At 69.7% G+C, this 15,324-nt stretch carries 15 protein-coding genes; 8 read left to right on the top strand and 7 right to left on the bottom strand.

Annotated elements, in window-relative coordinates; all coding sequences use genetic code 11:
* Positions 1-183 precede the first annotated feature (183 nt).
* On the top strand, positions 184-816 hold the full coding sequence (locus OG883_RS24990) for a histidine phosphatase family protein (RefSeq protein ID WP_266544875.1): 633 nt from the start codon (positions 184-186) through the stop codon (positions 814-816).
* Here the strand turns inward: OG883_RS24990 and OG883_RS24985 are convergent.
* Both OG883_RS24985 and OG883_RS24980 read right to left on the bottom strand, forming a co-directional pair.
* Positions 788-2,224 carry an amino acid permease gene (locus tag OG883_RS24985; protein ID WP_266544872.1) on the bottom strand — a complete coding sequence of 479 codons (1,437 nt, stop codon included), beginning with the start codon at positions 2,222-2,224 and terminating at the stop codon, positions 788-790. The two genes, OG883_RS24990 and OG883_RS24985, sit on opposite strands and share 29 nt — an antisense overlap.
* 121 nt (positions 2,225-2,345) lie before the next feature.
* The gene (locus OG883_RS24980; protein ID WP_266544869.1) at positions 2,346-3,731 is read right to left on the bottom strand and encodes an amino acid permease; all 1,386 of its coding nucleotides are present in this window, start codon (positions 3,729-3,731) and stop codon (positions 2,346-2,348) included.
* A 272-nt stretch (positions 3,732-4,003) separates the two neighbouring features.
* Between OG883_RS24980 and OG883_RS24975 the strand changes: the two genes are divergently transcribed.
* Positions 4,004-4,597 carry a biotin transporter BioY gene (locus OG883_RS24975; RefSeq protein ID WP_266544866.1) on the top strand — a complete coding sequence of 198 codons (594 nt, stop codon included), beginning with the start codon at positions 4,004-4,006 and terminating at the stop codon, positions 4,595-4,597.
* Here OG883_RS24975 and OG883_RS24970 read toward each other — a convergent pair.
* Both OG883_RS24970 and OG883_RS24965 read right to left on the bottom strand, forming a co-directional pair.
* The gene (locus tag OG883_RS24970; protein WP_266549415.1) at positions 4,578-5,915 is read right to left on the bottom strand and encodes an FAD-binding oxidoreductase; all 1,338 of its coding nucleotides are present in this window, start codon (positions 5,913-5,915) and stop codon (positions 4,578-4,580) included. The genes OG883_RS24975 and OG883_RS24970 overlap by 20 nt on opposite strands.
* A gap of 119 nt (positions 5,916-6,034) precedes the next feature.
* Positions 6,035-7,546: an amino acid permease gene (locus OG883_RS24965; protein ID WP_266544863.1), complete on the bottom strand. Its 1,512-nt coding sequence runs from the start codon at positions 7,544-7,546 to the stop codon at positions 6,035-6,037.
* A 182-nt stretch (positions 7,547-7,728) separates the two neighbouring features.
* On the opposite strand from OG883_RS24965, the gene OG883_RS24960 reads away from it, so the two are divergent.
* A complete protein-coding gene (locus tag OG883_RS24960; protein WP_266544860.1) occupies positions 7,729-8,217 on the top strand; it encodes a ribose-5-phosphate isomerase in 489 nt (162 codons plus the stop codon).
* A gap of 2 nt (positions 8,218-8,219) precedes the next feature.
* Entirely contained in the window at positions 8,220-9,044 is an 825-nt protein-coding gene (locus OG883_RS24955) for an Fpg/Nei family DNA glycosylase (protein ID WP_266544857.1), read from the top strand.
* 44 nt (positions 9,045-9,088) lie between these two features.
* On the opposite strand, the gene OG883_RS24950 is transcribed toward OG883_RS24955, so the two are convergent.
* Entirely contained in the window at positions 9,089-10,324 is a 1,236-nt protein-coding gene (locus tag OG883_RS24950; RefSeq protein ID WP_266544854.1) for a GNAT family N-acetyltransferase, read from the bottom strand.
* 106 nt (positions 10,325-10,430) lie between these two features.
* On the opposite strand from OG883_RS24950, the gene OG883_RS24945 reads away from it, so the two are divergent.
* Together OG883_RS24945 and OG883_RS24940 are read left to right on the top strand one after the other, a co-directional pair.
* Positions 10,431-11,579 (top strand): PP2C family protein-serine/threonine phosphatase, encoded by a 1,149-nt coding sequence (locus OG883_RS24945; protein ID WP_266544852.1) that lies wholly within the window; start codon positions 10,431-10,433, stop codon positions 11,577-11,579.
* A gap of 120 nt (positions 11,580-11,699) precedes the next feature.
* Positions 11,700-12,233, top strand: coding sequence for an HD domain-containing protein (locus tag OG883_RS24940; RefSeq protein ID WP_266544850.1), 534 nt, complete (start codon positions 11,700-11,702; stop codon positions 12,231-12,233).
* On the opposite strand, the gene OG883_RS24935 is transcribed toward OG883_RS24940, so the two are convergent.
* Positions 12,196-13,362 carry an acyltransferase family protein gene (locus OG883_RS24935; protein WP_266544848.1) on the bottom strand — a complete coding sequence of 389 codons (1,167 nt, stop codon included), beginning with the start codon at positions 13,360-13,362 and terminating at the stop codon, positions 12,196-12,198. The genes OG883_RS24940 and OG883_RS24935 overlap by 38 nt on opposite strands.
* A 422-nt stretch (positions 13,363-13,784) precedes the next feature.
* On the opposite strand from OG883_RS24935, the gene OG883_RS24930 reads away from it, so the two are divergent.
* A complete protein-coding gene (locus tag OG883_RS24930) occupies positions 13,785-13,979 on the top strand; it encodes a hypothetical protein (RefSeq protein ID WP_266544845.1) in 195 nt (64 codons plus the stop codon).
* Positions 13,980-14,155: 176 nt separating this feature from the next.
* Here the strand turns inward: OG883_RS24930 and OG883_RS24925 are convergent, their stop codons facing one another.
* On the bottom strand, positions 14,156-14,653 hold the full coding sequence (locus OG883_RS24925; RefSeq protein ID WP_266544842.1) for a hypothetical protein: 498 nt from the start codon (positions 14,651-14,653) through the stop codon (positions 14,156-14,158).
* 382 nt (positions 14,654-15,035) lie between these two features.
* Between OG883_RS24925 and OG883_RS24920 the strand changes: the two genes are divergently transcribed.
* A complete protein-coding gene (locus OG883_RS24920; RefSeq protein WP_266544840.1) occupies positions 15,036-15,299 on the top strand; it encodes a hypothetical protein in 264 nt (87 codons plus the stop codon).
* The last annotated feature ends 25 nt before the right edge of the window (positions 15,300-15,324 follow it).

Here is a 15,324-nt window from a genome sequence, read left to right as displayed (position 1 = left end):
GCAGAGTGAGAAGTTCACAGGGAGAGCCGATATATGGATGGGCGTGCGACGCCTCTCGCCAGGCGCTGCGCGCGAGACCCCCCGCACCGAGTCGTGTCCGACGATGGTGGGCGAACCGGAGCGGCGCGGCCGGCTGCCCGAGCCCGTCGCCGCGCACGCCCGCACCCGTACCGAAAGGACGACATGACCACGAGGAGCACGACTCTGCTGCTGGCCCGGCACGGACAGACGGTCTGGCACGCGGAGAACCGCTACGCCGGGGTGAGCGACGTCGCGCTCACCGACGAAGGCCGCCGCCAGGCCCACCGGCTGGGCATGTGGGCGGCCCGGCACCCCGTCGATGCGATCTGGACCTCCACGGTCTCCCGTGCGATCGAGAGCGCCGAGCCCGCCTGCCGCGGGCTGGGTCTCGTACCGCACCGCGAACACGAGCTGCGCGAATGCGACTTCGGGGTCGTCGAGGGCCGCACCCTCGCCGAGTTCGAGGCCGAGGATCCGCAGCGGGCGGCGGCCTTCCGCGCGGACCCGGCGGCGAACCCCTTCCCGGACGCGGAGGACCCCCGGGCCGCGGCGGCCCGGGGGTCTTCTGCGTTGCGCCGCATCGCGGCGGCCCACGAGGGGGAGCGGGTGCTGGTGGTCGCCCACAACACGCTGCTGAGACTGGTGCTCTGCGAGCTGCTGGGCATCCCGCTCGGCGACTACCGCAGGGTCTTCCCGCAATTGCGCAACACCGCGGTGAGCGAGCTGCGGCTCAGCGAGGGCGGCCGCCGGGCGGCGCTGCTGTCGCTCAACCTTCCGTGCGCTCCGCAGCCGTAGCCGTCGGTTCCTGAGCCGGCTTGCGGTTCTTCTGCAGGATGAAGCCCGTCACGGCCAGCACCAGGGTCATCACACCGGTGGCGAGCAACTGGTCGCGGGTGCCGGGCTCGCGGAGCATGAGGACGAAGATGCCCAGCATGCCCGCGATGGCGACCCAGGTCAGCACCGGGTACAGCCACATCTTCACGACCAGCTTCTCCGGCGCCTCGCGCTCGGTGCGGCGGCGCAGCAACAGCTGGGAGACGGCGATGAACAGCCACACGACGAGGATCACCGCGCCGATCATGTTCAGCAGCCAGGGGAAGACGTCGTCGGGACGCCAGTAGCTGAGCAGCACGCACAGGAATCCGAAGACCGAGGACACGAGCACGGCGATGCGCGGCACCCCGCCGGAGACCCGGCCGATCGCCTTCGGGCCCTGGCCGCGGGCGATCAGTGAGTACGCCATGCGGGAAGCGCCGTAGATGTTGGCGTTCATCGCGGAGAGCAGGGCGACCAGCACCACGATCTGCATCGCGATGCCCGCACCCGGGATGTCGAGGTGGTTCAGCGCGGTGACGTACGGGCCCTTGTCGGGGTTGGCGACGTCCGGGTCGTCCCACGGCACCAGCGTGACGATGACCGCCATGGAACCGATGTAGAAGAGAGCGATGCGCCACATCGCGGTGCGCACGGACTTGGCCACTCCCTCGACGGGGTGCTCGGACTCGGCGGCGGCGATGGTGACCGTCTCCAGACCGCCGTACGCGAACACGGACGCGAGCAGACCGATGACCAGGCCCTCCGAGCCGTTCGGCAGGAAGCCGCCGTCGCCGGTGAGGTTGGCGGTGCCGGGGGCCTCCGTGCCGGGCAGGATGCCGAGGATCGCGAGGCCGCCGATGATCAGGAAGAGCGAGATCGCGCCGACCTTGAGGGCCGCGAACCAGAACTCGAACTCGCCGAAGTTCTTCACCGCGGCCAGGTTGGTGCCGCAGAACACCAGCATGAAGAGGGCGACCCAGGCCCATTCCGGGGTGCCGGGCAGCCAACCGCTGACGATCTTCGCCGCGCCGATGCCCTCGAGGCCGACTGCGACGGACAGGAGCACCCAGAAGGACCAGCCCGCCGTGAAGCCCGCCCACGGGCCGATCGCCCGCTCGGCGTGCACCGAGAACGAGCCGGAGGCCGGGTTCGCAGCCGACATCTCGCCGAGCATGCGCATCACGAGCATGACGAGCAGCCCGGATACCGCATAGGCGATGACGATGGACGGACCGGCCGCGGCGATGCCCGCGCCGGAGCCCACGAAGAGGCCGGCGCCGATGACACCGCCGAGGGCGATCATCGACAGATGGCGTTGCTTGAGTCCGTGCGAGAGCGCTGTGCCGACCGGGCGGTCGACGGGCGCGGGCGCGGAAGTCCGAGACATGTGCATGCCCTTGTTCAGTAGCTGAGACGGGGGAGCGGACCACAGTCTGGGGGCGTGTACCGCTTACACGGAACGGATGTCCGCTATACGGGCACGATGCTCACACATGGTGAACACACCCTCACATCCGCCCCACACGCAACTCCCGTACTCCCGCGATCAGCAGAACCGCCGCGGTCGCCCCACCCGACCACAGGACCTGCCCACGCGCCGCGTCATCGGTCAGCATCAGTACCAGCACGGCAGCCATGGCGGCCAGCGCCGCCCACGTCAGCCAGGGGAAGGCCCACATCTTCAGGGTCAGCTTCTCGGGGGCCTCGCGCTCGATCCGGCGGCGCAGGCGCAGCTGCGAGACGGCGATCAGCGCCCAGACGAACAGCAGTACCGCGCCGACCGAGTTGAGCATGTAAAGGAAGACGGAATCCGGCCACTTGAGATTGAGCAGTACGGAGACGAAGCCGAAGGCGACCGAGGCGAGGACCGCCCGGCGCGGCACACCGCCGCCCGAGACCTTCAGCAGGCCGCGCGGGGCCTCGCCGCGCTCGGCGAGCGAGAAGACCATCCGGGAGGCGCCGTACAGATTGGCGTTGAGTGCCGACAGCAGCGCAACGAACACGACGATGCTCATGATCTGGCCGGCCCGCGGCACGCCGATCGAGTCCAGGACAGTGACATACGGGCTGAGCCCCGCCTGCTGTGCCGTCCACGGCAGCAGTGTCACGATGACCAGCATCGAGCCGACATAGAAGAAGAGGATGCGGAAGACGGCGCTGCGTACGGCGCGCCCGACCGCGCGGGCCGGATCGTCGGTCTCCGCGGCGGCGATCGTGACGACCTCCAGGCCGCCGAAGGCGAAGACCACCGCGAGGACGCCGGAGACGACGCCCTCCCAGCCGTTGGGCAGGAAGCCGCCGTCGCCGACGAGATGCGTGAAGCCCACCGGGTCCGTGTCCGGGAGCAGTCCGAAGACAGCCAGCGTGCCGAGCGCGAGGAACAGCACGATCGCGCCGACCTTCAGCGCCGCGAACCAGAACTCGAACTCGCCGAAGTTCTTCACCGCGGCGAGGTTGGCGACGGTGAAGACCACCATGAAGACCAGCACCCAGGTCCACTGGGGCACGGCGGGCGCCCAGCCGTGGGCGATGGCGGCCGCGGCCGTCGCCTCCACCGCCAGAACGACCACGAGCAGGAACCAGTACAGCCAGCCCACGCTGAACCCGGCCCAGCGGCCCAGCGCCCGCTCCGCGTGCACCGAGAAGGCTCCCGAGGCCGGCATCGCGGCGGACATCTCGCCGAGCATCCGCATCACCAGCATCGCGATCGCGCCCGCGATCAGATAGGAGAGGACGATGCCGGGCCCGGCGACGGCGATGCCCGCGCCCGAACCCACGAAGAGTCCGGCGCCGATCACCCCGCCCAGTCCCAGCATGGTCAGATGACGCTGTTTGAGCCCGTGGGCAAGGGGCTCGGCCTCAGTGGCCAGGGGCGTGGGTGACACGTCGTGCATGGCGTAAGTAGCTCTCGGATCACTCTGGATGAGTTATGGGGAACCTACAGTCTCGCCGAGCCCCCGCTCTCGCTGCAAAAGCGGCCCTCTCGCCCACCGCCTCAGTGACGAGCGTCACGTGATCCAGTGGCGTCGGCACGTCGTTTGTCCGAACCCCACCAAGCGGTCAACCCCCGCTTTGTGGGCGGCTGCTGGTGATCGAGTGATCTCCGTGGGCTACCGTCAGCCTGTCCCTGCCTGCCCTCACCTTCCCCCACCCTTGCGGAGTCCCGATGAGCACTGCTTCCGTCACCTCACGCCCCGGAGCGGTCCTCGCGGACCTGCTGCCCGCATCCCGTGCGAAGAACGCAGTGGACACGGCACTCGTCGTCGGAGGCGCCGCGCTCACCGGCATAGCGGCCCAGATCGCCGTCCCGGTCCCCGGCTCCCCGGTTCCGGTCTCCGGCCAGACCTTCGCCGCGCTCCTCGTCGGCACCGCGCTCGGCGCCCGCCGCGGCTTCCTCTCCCTCGCGCTGTACGCCCTGGTCGGCATGGCGGGCATGCCGTGGTTCGCTGAGGGCGCTTCCGGCTATGCGATGCCGTCCTTCGGCTACATCCTCGGCATGCTGCTCGCGGCCACGGTGGTCGGCGCCCTCGCGCGCCGCGGCGCCGACCGCTCCATGCTGCGCACCGCAGGCGCCATGGTGCTCGGCTCGGTGATCATCTACGCGGTCGGCGTCCCCTACCTGGCCCTGGCCACCGGTATGTCGTTCAGCGCCGCGATCGCCGCCGGCCTGGTGCCCTTCCTCATCGGCGACGCCCTGAAGGCGGCCCTGGCGATGGGCGCGCTGCCCACCGCCTGGAAGCTCATCGGCCGCCGGGGCTGATGTTGTAGTTCTGCCTGAAGAGGTTCGCCGGATCGTAGAGGGACTTGAGCCCGGCGAGCCTCTTCAGCGTTTCGGGGTCGTACAGCCCCTGCGTACGGTCCCCGGCGCCGAAGGCGAAGTTGAGCGCGCGGCCCATGGTCAGCGGCCGAAGCACCCCGAAGACCTGTCCGTGCAGGGCGTGGACCGTCTCCCTCTCCGTGCCGTCCAGCGGGTTCAGCAGCCGCACCAGACAGCGCGCGTCGCGGAACGGCACCGCGTTCGGGGTCTGGGGGTCCCGCGCCAGTGCCCCGCCCAGATGGTTGATCTGCACCACGGTCATCGCCGGTGCGTCGGGGCCGGTCAGCGCCAGCACCTGACGCGCCGAGCGGACATCCAGATCGCGCAGTACCGCACTGTCCCCGTAGTAGGCGTGCGGGAAGTCCGGGTCGCTGTGGATGGTGTGGCTGTCGGTGTACGGCATCTCCCGCAGCGAGTCCCCGAGCGTGGGCCCGATCGCCCGCAGCGGCGCCACCAGCCGTTCCCCCTCCGCAGCGTCCCCGGTGTACGCCACCCGGATCGAGGCCGTGTAGCGCCCGCGCAGGAGCTCCGGAACCATCGGCAGATCCGGGAACTGCACCATGGCCATCGACGAGGTCACCTCGTCCGGCAGATCGGCCGTCCACTCCAGATAGGTGCCCACGGCCTTCTCGACCAGCTCCGCGCCGAAGAGGAGCGACCCGCCGTACAGCCGGGCCACCGGCACCAGGTCCATCTCCAGCGCCGTCACCACCCCGAAGTTGTGGCCGCCGCCCAGCAGCGCCCAGAACAGATCCGGGTCGCTGTCGGGGGTGACGTGCCGCAGCTCGGCGTCCGCGGTGACCACGTCCAGGGCGCGCACATGGTCTGCGGCGTACCCGAACTCTCTTGCCAGGATGCCCAGTCCGCCGCCGAGCGTGTACGCGACCACGCCCACACCGGGCGCCGAGCCGTTCAGCGGGGCCAGGCCGTGCTCGGCCGCGGCCGCCACGACCTGCCCCCAGCGCACGCCCGCCTCCACGCGCACCGTGCGCGCTCCGGCGTCGACGCGTACGCCGTCCATCCGCTGCGTACTGATCAGCACCCCGCCCTCGGCGGAGCCGGGCAGTCCGTGCCCGGTGGCGCGGACGCCGACCGTCAGCCCGCGCTCGGCGGCGTACGCGACGGCCGCGCGCACCTCCTCGGCGTCCGTGGCGCCGACGATCAGCGCCGGACGCTGGGTGAAACCGGTCTGGAAACCGGCCAGTTCGTCCGCGTACCCGGCGTCACCGGGGCGGAAGGTGGTCTTGGCGGGGGCAAGCATGAGGGAGGCTCTCCGTTCGTCCACGTTGGGCTTCACGGAGAGCCTCCCTCGATAACCTGACATCTGCCGTCAGGTTTGTCGCGCGACGGACGACACGGAGTCGCCGTCGGCCCGACGGGTTACGACACGCTGACCGAGTCGCTCACATCGCTCTGGCCGTCGCCGGAGTCGGCAGCGCCGTCGGCGACTGCATCCGGAGCGGACTCGCCGGAGGCCTTCCGTACGCGGTCGAGCACCACGCCGACGGTGATCACGAGCGCAGCGACCAGCAGCGACAGCAGCACGACCTCGCGGTTGGCGTCGTCGAAGAGCATGTAGACCAGGACGAAGGTGATCATCGCCGCGGTCGCCCAGGTGAGGTACGGGAAGAGCCACATCTTCACCGTCACCTTCTCCGGCACCTCGCGCATCAGGATTCCGCGCATCCGCAGCTGGGTGAAGCAGATCACCAGCCAGACGAACAGCGCCACCGCACCCGAGGAGTTCAGCAGGAAGGTGAAGACCGTGTCCTTGAACGCGTAGTTGAAGTAGACGGCGACGAACCCGAAGACCACGGAGGCCAAAATGGCGACGGCCGGCACACCCTTGGCGTTGACCTTGGCGAACGCCTTCGGCGCGTCACCGCGCTGGCCCAGCGAGAAGGCCATGCGGGAGGCGGTGTAGAGGCCCGAGTTGAGGCAGGACAGGACGGCCGTCAGCACGATGACGTTCATGATCTGGCCGGCGTGCGCGATGCCGATGGAGTCGAGGGCCGCGACGTAGGAGCCCTTGTCCACGATCGACTTGTCGTTCCACGGCAGCAGGGTCAGGACGACGAAGATCGAGCCCAGGTAGAAGACACCGATCCGCCAGATCACGCTGTTGGTGGCCTTGGTGACCGCGCGCCGCGGGTCCTCGGACTCACCGGCGGCCAGCGTGACGATCTCGCTGCCCATGAAGGAGAAGACGACCATCAGCACACCGGTGAGGATGGCGCCCGCACCGTTCGGCAGGAATCCGCCGGCGTCGGTGAGGTGGGCGAAGCCCGCACCCGGGTTGTCGGAGCCCGGCAGCACACCGAAGACGGCCAGCAGACCGATCACCACGAAGGCGCCGATGGCGACGACCTTGATGCCCGCGAACCAGAACTCGAACTCGCCGTAGGACGAGACGGAGGCCAGGTTGGTGGCGGTCAGCACGACCATCACGATCAGTGCCCAGGCCCACTGCGGCACCGAGGGGACCCAGCCCTCCAGGATCACCGCACCGGCCGTGGCTTCCACGGCCAGCACGACAACCCAGAAGAACCAGTACAGCCAGCCGATCGAGAAGCCTGCCCAGCGGCCGAGCGCGCGGTCGGCGTATGCGGAGAAGGAGCCCGAGTTCGGGCTGGCCGCGGCCATCTCGCCGAGCATGCGCATCACGAAGACGACCAGAGCGCCGACGAGCGCGTAGGAGATCAGGATGGCGGGGCCGGCCTTGGCGATACCACCGGAGGAACCGACGAACAGGCCGGCCCCGATCACACCGCCAATGGCGATCATGGAAAGATGGCGGTTCTTGAGTCCGGCCTGGAGACCGCCGGAGGGCTGCGGGTTCCCGGGTGTTCCGGGCTGTCCGCCTTCCTTCATGAGGGTCTGCTGCGAGGTCATGGACGAATCCTTAGGTTCGAGAGCACTCGGGTTACGAGCCCCCGCATTAAAAACCCGTATCCACTCGAGACGGAAGACCTGAATCCGGATCGTTAGGTGAGCCACATTGGCGGGGGCTGCACGTCCTGAAGGTCCTGACCCCGCTGACCGCTACCCAGCCGCTTGCGTGCCACACTCGGAACATGCGCGTGTACCTCGGCTCCGACCATGCCGGCTACGAACTCAAGAACCACCTCGTCGAGTGGCTCACGGCCCACGGCCACGAGCCCGTCGACTGTGGTCCCCACATCTATGACGCCCAGGACGACTACCCCCCGTTCTGCCTGCGTGCGGCCGAGAAGACCGCCGCGGACCCGGACAGCCTCGGCATCGTGATCGGCGGCTCCGGCAACGGCGAGCAGATCGCCGCGAACAAGGTCAAGGGAGTGCGCGCCGCACTCGCCTGGAGCGAGCAGACCGCCGCCCTCGGCCGCGAGCACAACAACGCCAATGTCGTCGCGATCGGCGGCCGGATGCACACGGTCGAGGAGTCGACCAAGTTCGTCGAGATCTTCCTCACCACGCCGTACTCCGGTGAGGAGCGTCACACCCGCCGGATCGAGATGCTCTCGGCGTACGAGACGACCGGCGAGCTCCCCCCGATCCCGGCCCACCACCCGCAGCAGGGCTGAGCGTGCCCGAGGGCCACACGATCCACCGACTGGCCGCCGACCACTTCGAGAGGTTCGGCGGCCGGCCTGTGCGCGCCTCCAGCCCGCAGGGGAAGTTCTCCGGCAGCGCGGCGCTGGTCGACGGCCGGGCCATGGAAAGCACCGAGGCACACGGCAAGCACCTCTTCCTCGGCTTCGGTCCGCTCGGCTGGGTCCATATCCATCTGGGCCTCTTCGGCAAGGTGACCTTCGGTGACGCCCCCGCTCCGCCGCCCACCGACACGGTCCGGCTGCGGCTGGCGGGCCCCGCCGCGTACGTCGATCTGCGTGGCCCGACCACCTGCGCGCTGATCACCGACGGCGAGAAGCGGGCGATACACGAGCGTCTGGGCCCCGATCCGCTGCGGGCCGCGGACGCCGCGGTCGCGTCCGGTGGCGAGCGGGCCTGGGACCGTATCTCCCGCTCCCGCACCACGATCGCCGCGCTGCTGATGGATCAGAAGATCATCGCGGGCGTCGGCAATGTCTACCGTGCCGAGGTTCTCTTCCGGCACGGCATCGACCCCTACCGCGCGGGCAAGGACATCCGCCGCGCCGAGTGGGACGCGATGTGGACGGACCTCGTGGAGCTCATGCGCGAGGGCGTACGGAACAATCGCATCGACACCGTCCGCCCCCAGCACACTCCTGAGGCGATGGGCCGCCCGCCGCGCGTCGACGACCACGGTGGCGAGGTCTACGTCTACCGCCGGGCACAGCTGCCCTGCCATGTCTGCGGCGGCGAGATCCGCACCGCCGGTCTCGCCGCTCGCAATCTCTTCTGGTGCGCTTCCTGCCAGCAGTGCTAGCCGATCGGAAGGGGCGGGAGGGGCGACCGGACCGGGACGGGCGGCTAGAACCCGTGCGGCAGCCAGGGCGCGACGTCCGAGGCAAAGGCCACCGATGCCCCGGACAGCGCCCCCTGTCGCAGCTCCCGCACCCGCCCCGCGCCCGCCAGCGCGGCCAGCGACACTCCGCCCAGGTACGCCGCGCCCAGCTCCCGTACGGACAGCGCCAGATCGGCGGACGTGCCGACGGGCGTCCGCTTGCAGGACGCGCCCTTGCCATCGCCGGTCAGCCGCCAGCGCCCGGCGTTCCAGGGACAGAAGGTGTCCTCGACGTCGAACACCACATCCACCGGCTTCTGGTACGTACGCGCCTCCAGCGCGGCCCCCACATCCACCAGCCGCACGAACATGCCGTCCCGCACCCGCGCCTCGCACCGCCGCGGATCGCTGACCAGGTGCAGCAGCGGATCGTCCACGGGCCGGTTGCGCGCCACGACCTTGTCGGTCAGGTCGATGTCGAAGAGGAAGCGCCACAGAACGGCGTACGTCACGGGGTCGAGCGCCTCGATGTGCCGCAGCACAATGCTGCCGTTCGGGCCGCCCGCCCCCCACGCCGGCTTGTTGTGGAAGCGGACGAAGCCAACGATCTCGCCCGCCCGCTCGGCGACCACGCACAGCATCGGCGAAGCACCGTCACGATCGGCCGGCGGGTCGAGCAGCGGCAGCCGCTCCCAGCCCGGCCTGCGGGCGAGCATGCCCGGCCGTGAGCCGATGCTGCGGACGTACACCGCCTCGCACTCCTGCGCGACATCCGCGACCTTCGCGAACCGTAGCCGCACCTCGTCGGCGCCCTCAGGAGCCTTGATCCGCGTCCGGAGTGTGTCGATCTCCGCGGACATCTGCTGGGTCGCGATCCCGTACCCGAACCGTCCGTAGATCCCCGGCTCGGAGGCCGTCAGCAGGGCCAGTGGCTCGCCCAGCTCCCGTACGTCGTCGAGCTGGCGGCGCATCATCGAGGTGAGCACCCCGCGCCGCCGGTGCGTCGCCGCCACGCTCACCATCGTCACGCCCGCGGCGGGCACCATCGCGCCGCCCGGGACCGAGACCCCGAACGAGAACGCCCCGGCCGTTCCGACGCAGTCGTCCCCGTCCCAGGCCCCGATCGAACGTTCGTGCTCGGTCAGCGCGTCCCACAGTTCGCGCTCCTGCGGAGCCTCGGGAACTCCGCCGAAGGCGAGTATCAACTTGCCGTACCAGTCGTCCCATTCGGACGGACGCAGCACCCGGAGCTCGATCGTCATATGCCATGCCTACCAGGGCCACGACCCCCGGGCGACCCGATTTCGAACACATTGTCACCGGGGTCCCCCTGCGCGGGAGGCGAACGGGTGGATAGGGTCCACGGCAATGGCCCGCAGCTCTGCAGCAGACGCGTACACGGCCCGGTTGCGGAAAGCGACGCACCGGGCACGCATCGCGCTGCGCAAGTCCGGGGTCGACTACTTCCGGGGCGACGGCTCCGACTGGATCGCACTGGCCGGACTGCTGTTGACGATCCCGGCGTTCACCTGGGGCACGATCGTGATGCCGGTCTGGGTCTCCCCGGCGGCGCTGGTCCTGCCCATCGTGGCCGGAGGCCTCCTGCTGCGCCCGGCGAGCCTGCTCAGTCTGTACGCGGCAGCGGCAGGGGCCCTGATCGTGGAGTCCGTCGTGCTCGGCCCGTACACCGACGGCCCGTCGGCCCGGGTCACACCGGGCATCGTTCTCACGGTCGCGGCCTGCGGTTTCTTCGGCCTTCTCATCGCCCAGTTCAGAGCCCGTGTCGGCGTCCCCTGGCGGCGCGGCGGAACGATGCTCTTCGACCTGCGCGAACGCATCCGGGTCCAGAGCGCCCTGCCACGGCTGCCGAAGGGCTGGCACCGCGAGATGGCGCTGCGCCCGGCGGGCGGCCAGTCCTTCTCCGGCGACTTCGTCGTCGCGGCCCGCACCAGTGGCGGCCGCACCCTCGAGGTCGTCCTCACCGACGTCTCCGGCAAGGGCATGGACGCGGCCTCCCGCGCCCTGCTGCTGTCCGGCGCGTTCGGCGGCCTGCTCGGCTCGCTCCCGCCGCACGGCTTCCTGCCCGCGGCCAACGGCTATCTGCTCCGCCAGGACTGGGACGAGGGCTTCGCCACCTCCATCCATCTCGTCCTGGACCTGGACTCCGGCGACTACGAGCTGCTGTCCGCCGGTCACCTTCCCGCGCTCCAGCTCCACGCGGGCAGCGGCCGCTGGGAGGAGAAGGACACCGAGGGCCCTCTCCTCGGCATCTACGACGGAGCGCAGTTCGACCCGGTCAAGGGCTCGCTGCGCCCCGGCGACGTACTGATGCTCTTCACGGACGGCCTGGTCGAGGCGTCGGGCCGGGACATCAGCGAGGGCATCGACCGCCTCACCGGCGAGGCCGACCGGTATGTGTCCTCGGGCTTCGAGGGTGCGGCCTGGCATCTGATCGAGGCAGTCGCGAAGGATGTCAACGACGACCGCGCGCTTCTGCTGCTGTGCCGGGAGGCGTAACGGGTCCGTCCGGAGCTCGAGGACGCGGCCGGAGGCGGTGCGGCCCGGCAGCCCGGCAGCCCGGCAGCAGTCCACGGGCGGCCGGCACGGGATGGGCCACCCGGCCGTACAGTCGGAGCCATGCCGCAGCAGAACCTGACCCTGGCCGAGGTCGAAGCGATCGCCCGCGAGGCGCACGCCACGCAGAGCGACAAGGCGGGACGACCGTACGCCGAGCACCTTCAAGCCGTGGCCGAAGGGGTACGCGCCCGGGGCGGCAGCGACGAGCAGATCGCCGCCGGCTGGCTGCACGACTCCGTCGAGGACGACGCGCTCTCCCGGCAGTGGCTGGCGACGGCCGCGCTGCCGCAGCCGGTCAAGGACATGGTCCTCGCGCTCACCAAGCACAAGGGCGAGGAGCTCGGGGACTACACCGGGCGCATTCTGGCCACCCCGGGCGCCCGGCTGGTCAAGGAGGCCGATCTTGCGCACAACGCCGACCCGGCGCGGCTCGCCGTGCTGGACGAGGCGACACGGGGCAGGCTGACCGCGAAGTACGCCGAGGTGCGCCGGCTGCTGGGGCTGACCGCTGCGGACGGCAGCCCCGGCGAAACCGGCGGCACGACAGGCGCCCGCGTCAGCGCCGCGGGCCCAGCTCCGTCAGATCCCGCTTGAACGCCCAGGCCATCTCCGGCTCGGTCACCCATCGCAGCGCGCGCCGCACCGGCGGGGTGCACATCAGCGTCACCACTGCCGCCATGAACAGCGTCACCACGATCTCGCCGCTCGGGGAGCGCAGCCAGCCGTACGACTCGACGATGCCCGAGTAGTCCGCGCCCTTGACCAGGAAGCCGTGCAGCACATAGCCGCAGATGGTGCCGGCACCCAGCACCGTGAACCAGGTCCTGCGGCGCGGCACCCACGCCAGGAAACCGGCCGTGAGCAGCACCGCGCATCCGAAGAGCGCGAAGTTCATCACCACGCCCGACCACCACGGCACACCCAGCTCCTGGCCGCTCTTGGAGTGGTAGAACCAGCCAAGATTCATCCGGGGTGCGGCCCAGTACGCGACGACGGCGGCGCCCGCGAACAGCGGCAGCGCCAGCAGCCGCACCTCGAGCCGCCGTACCAGCTGGAAATGCTCGGGTTTCAGACACAGCCCCAGCACGAAGAACGGCAGGAACTGGAGCACGCGCTGAAGATTGAGATCGTCCCCGATCTTCGGCGTCAGCACGGCGAGCGAGGCGAGACCGAGGGCGACCGGCAGCGGCCACCGGATCAGCTGCCACAGGGGAGTGGTCAGCCGCCAGATGAACAGCGCGGCCAGGAACCAGGTCAGATAGAAGGGGTCGAGCAGACTGATGGGATGCCCCGGGTCGTCGTTCCCCCACCGGGCGAGGAGCGAGTACGCCACCTCGAAGACGACGTACGGCAGGGCGATGCCGGTCAGCAGACGTCTGAGCTGGTGGGGCTTGCCGCTGTAACTCCGCGAGAAGTAGCCGGAGATGACGATGAAGGCCGGCATGTGGAAGGTGTAGACGAGCATGTACAGGGCACGCGAGACCCTGCTGCCGTCCATCACCGGCTCCCATGCATGCGCGACCGCCACGAGCACGATCGCCAGATACTTCGCGTTGTCGAAGTAGGCGTCTCGACTGGTGGACTTCGCGATGGACTTCTGAGCGGACTTCTCGCCAGGCGCGGGAAGGGCAGGGGCACTCGCCTGCTGCGTCGTAGGGAGGGGATCCGGCTCCCGGGCCTGGGGGAGCGGGGCCCGCTGAAATCCGAGCGGAGGGTGGAACATCTGAGGCACCCTAGCCTCGTCGATTCGATTTCGTAAAACTCCCTGCGCATACGGCCCATTCGAATCTGAAACAGTCACCAACCGGGCACTATGCCCCAGTTAATCCCCCTTAATTGGGGCATTTCGCCACGCTGGTGTGCGCGGGTGAATTTCCTCACCACTCATCTTCGAATTTCTCGTGACCAACATGTGGGGGCATGGAAACGATCAGATCGAATTCGTCCCCGTATTTCACCCTGCCGGGGCCGGTCGCCTTCGCCCACGGGCGTGCGCGGGGGCGCAGTTGGCGTGATCCAGTCTTCGATCATTCGTCAGCGGGCAGCATATGGAGGGAGGTTGGTGGCACGATGGAGGCGGCGGGGGTGTGTGGGCTGCACGCTCCCGGGCGGGCAAGGCGGGACCGACCGAGGGTGTGATCAGTTGTGGCCATTTCACTGTCTGTGGTGCTGCTGTTGGCGGTCGTCCTCGTGGTGCTCATAAGAGGAGGCTCGATCAAGGCCGGCCCCGCCATCGTCGCGGTGCTCTTCGGCTTCTTCCTCGCCTCGACGGGCATGGCCCCGTCGATCAACAGGTTCCTCGACTCGATAGCCGACACGATCAACCAGATCAACTTCTGATTCCGGCCGGTTCCGAGCAGCCGCCCCGCGCGGCCTGCCGACGCCCCCGGCCCCCGCCCGCGGCCCGCGCCCGCGCCGAAGCGCGCAGAGACCTGGAAGCACCTCGGGCCCGGCCCGGTGAGTCACTCACCGGGCCGGGCCCGAGGTCATGCGCAGAGCGGGCGCGTGGCCACGGCTCATGTTTGCGCCCACTCGCGCAGGAGGGCCTCACGCAGGTGCGGTTTCGGAGTGCCGTGGCTGCTGTTCTGCCGGCCCCAGGCGACGACGGTCCGCGGGTCGGCCGTTCCCGCCACGAAACGGGCCAGCAGGGACTGGGAAAGGGCGATCTCCTCGGGGTCGTAACCGGCTGTCGCCGAGTACAACGGAACCCCCTCCGCGTCACCGCCCACCGTCTCCAGGCGCAGAATCATCTCCGCCGGCTCGTTGCCGAGGCCGGACGCCGCCGTGAGCAGCACTTCCAGGGTCATCCCCAGTCGGCTGCCCAGCGTGCCGCGTACGGGTGCCGCCTCGACCGCCGCGGAACGCAGGTCCGTCCACGTCCACGCCCGGGAGCCCTCGGGGCCCACGGCGTCCAGCCCGTCGGCAGTAAGCCGGACACAGCGCCCGTCCCCGGTCGGCGGGGAACCCACGTACACCGAGTCCTCGCTGATCCAGAACAGTCCGACCATCGCCACGGTTCACTCCCACCTCTTGGTTCCCGTGCGGGGCGCGCGGGAATGTGAGGGCGCGGGTGACAAGCGCGATGCTTTGCAGATCCCTGCCGCCCATGTGAGCCGGATTGGGCTCTTTTGTCTCCAGTTTCGCCCGACTCCGGCCTGTCAGCCAGCGACGAGGTCGGCAGAGCGGCTACCCCTCTCACAGGAACCCTTCGTGTGCGCCGGAACGTGGCCGAACTCCGCAGCGGCAAGCGGCTGGTGAAGGAACCCAGGAGCGCGGCGGGCAAGAGCGCCGGGGTGATCGGGCCGTGATCGTGACCGATCTGGCTACGCATCTCGCTGTACTCGCCCAGCCGGGACCGGACGGCGGCCGGATCTTCGTCGGCGCCCTGTTGTTTTCATGATCTTCAGCACACGCGGGGACGCCCTCACTGCGGCGACCGGTGCCGACACGCGTGAGCCGATGACCAGAATGGGCCACAGTGCCGCCCGTGCCGCGCTGATGCAGCAGCACGCAACTGCCGAACGGGAGCGGCTGATCGGCCGGGCCGTGAGCGCCGTTGTCGAGCGGGCACGGAAGCAAGATCCCCAGCCGAACGGGCACGCAGCGGGCACCCGGGCCGGATCGAAGGCAGAAACGCATCAGGGCCAGGCTGGAGGATGAACCTCTGACCTGGCCCTGAACGTTC

Origin of the sequence: Streptomyces sp. NBC_01142 (assembly GCF_026341125.1) — a bacterium.
In the GTDB taxonomy this organism is placed as follows: Bacteria; Actinomycetota; Actinomycetes; order Streptomycetales; family Streptomycetaceae; genus Streptomyces.
The sequence above is the reverse complement of the archived record's forward strand: the minus strand, read 5'-3'. Positions and strand labels throughout refer to the sequence as shown.

Coding starts and splice junctions, on each gene's coding strand:
- OG883_RS24975 (WP_266544866.1), top strand. CDS start 4,004: ATGAGCACTGCTTCCGTCACCTCACGCCCCGGAGCGGTCCTCGCGGAC.
- OG883_RS24935 (WP_266544848.1), bottom strand. CDS start 13,362: ATGTTCCACCCTCCGCTCGGATTTCAGCGGGCCCCGCTCCCCCAGGCC.
- OG883_RS24920 (WP_266544840.1), top strand. CDS start 15,036: ATGATCTTCAGCACACGCGGGGACGCCCTCACTGCGGCGACCGGTGCC.
- OG883_RS24970 (WP_266549415.1), bottom strand. CDS start 5,915: ATGCTTGCCCCCGCCAAGACCACCTTCCGCCCCGGTGACGCCGGGTAC.
- OG883_RS24950 (WP_266544854.1), bottom strand. CDS start 10,324: ATGACGATCGAGCTCCGGGTGCTGCGTCCGTCCGAATGGGACGACTGG.
- OG883_RS24990 (WP_266544875.1), top strand. CDS start 184: ATGACCACGAGGAGCACGACTCTGCTGCTGGCCCGGCACGGACAGACG.
- OG883_RS24985 (WP_266544872.1), bottom strand. CDS start 2,224: ATGTCTCGGACTTCCGCGCCCGCGCCCGTCGACCGCCCGGTCGGCACA.
- OG883_RS24965 (WP_266544863.1), bottom strand. CDS start 7,546: ATGACCTCGCAGCAGACCCTCATGAAGGAAGGCGGACAGCCCGGAACA.
- OG883_RS24945 (WP_266544852.1), top strand. CDS start 10,431: ATGGCCCGCAGCTCTGCAGCAGACGCGTACACGGCCCGGTTGCGGAAA.
- OG883_RS24980 (WP_266544869.1), bottom strand. CDS start 3,731: ATGCACGACGTGTCACCCACGCCCCTGGCCACTGAGGCCGAGCCCCTT.
- OG883_RS24960 (WP_266544860.1), top strand. CDS start 7,729: ATGCGCGTGTACCTCGGCTCCGACCATGCCGGCTACGAACTCAAGAAC.
- OG883_RS24940 (WP_266544850.1), top strand. CDS start 11,700: ATGCCGCAGCAGAACCTGACCCTGGCCGAGGTCGAAGCGATCGCCCGC.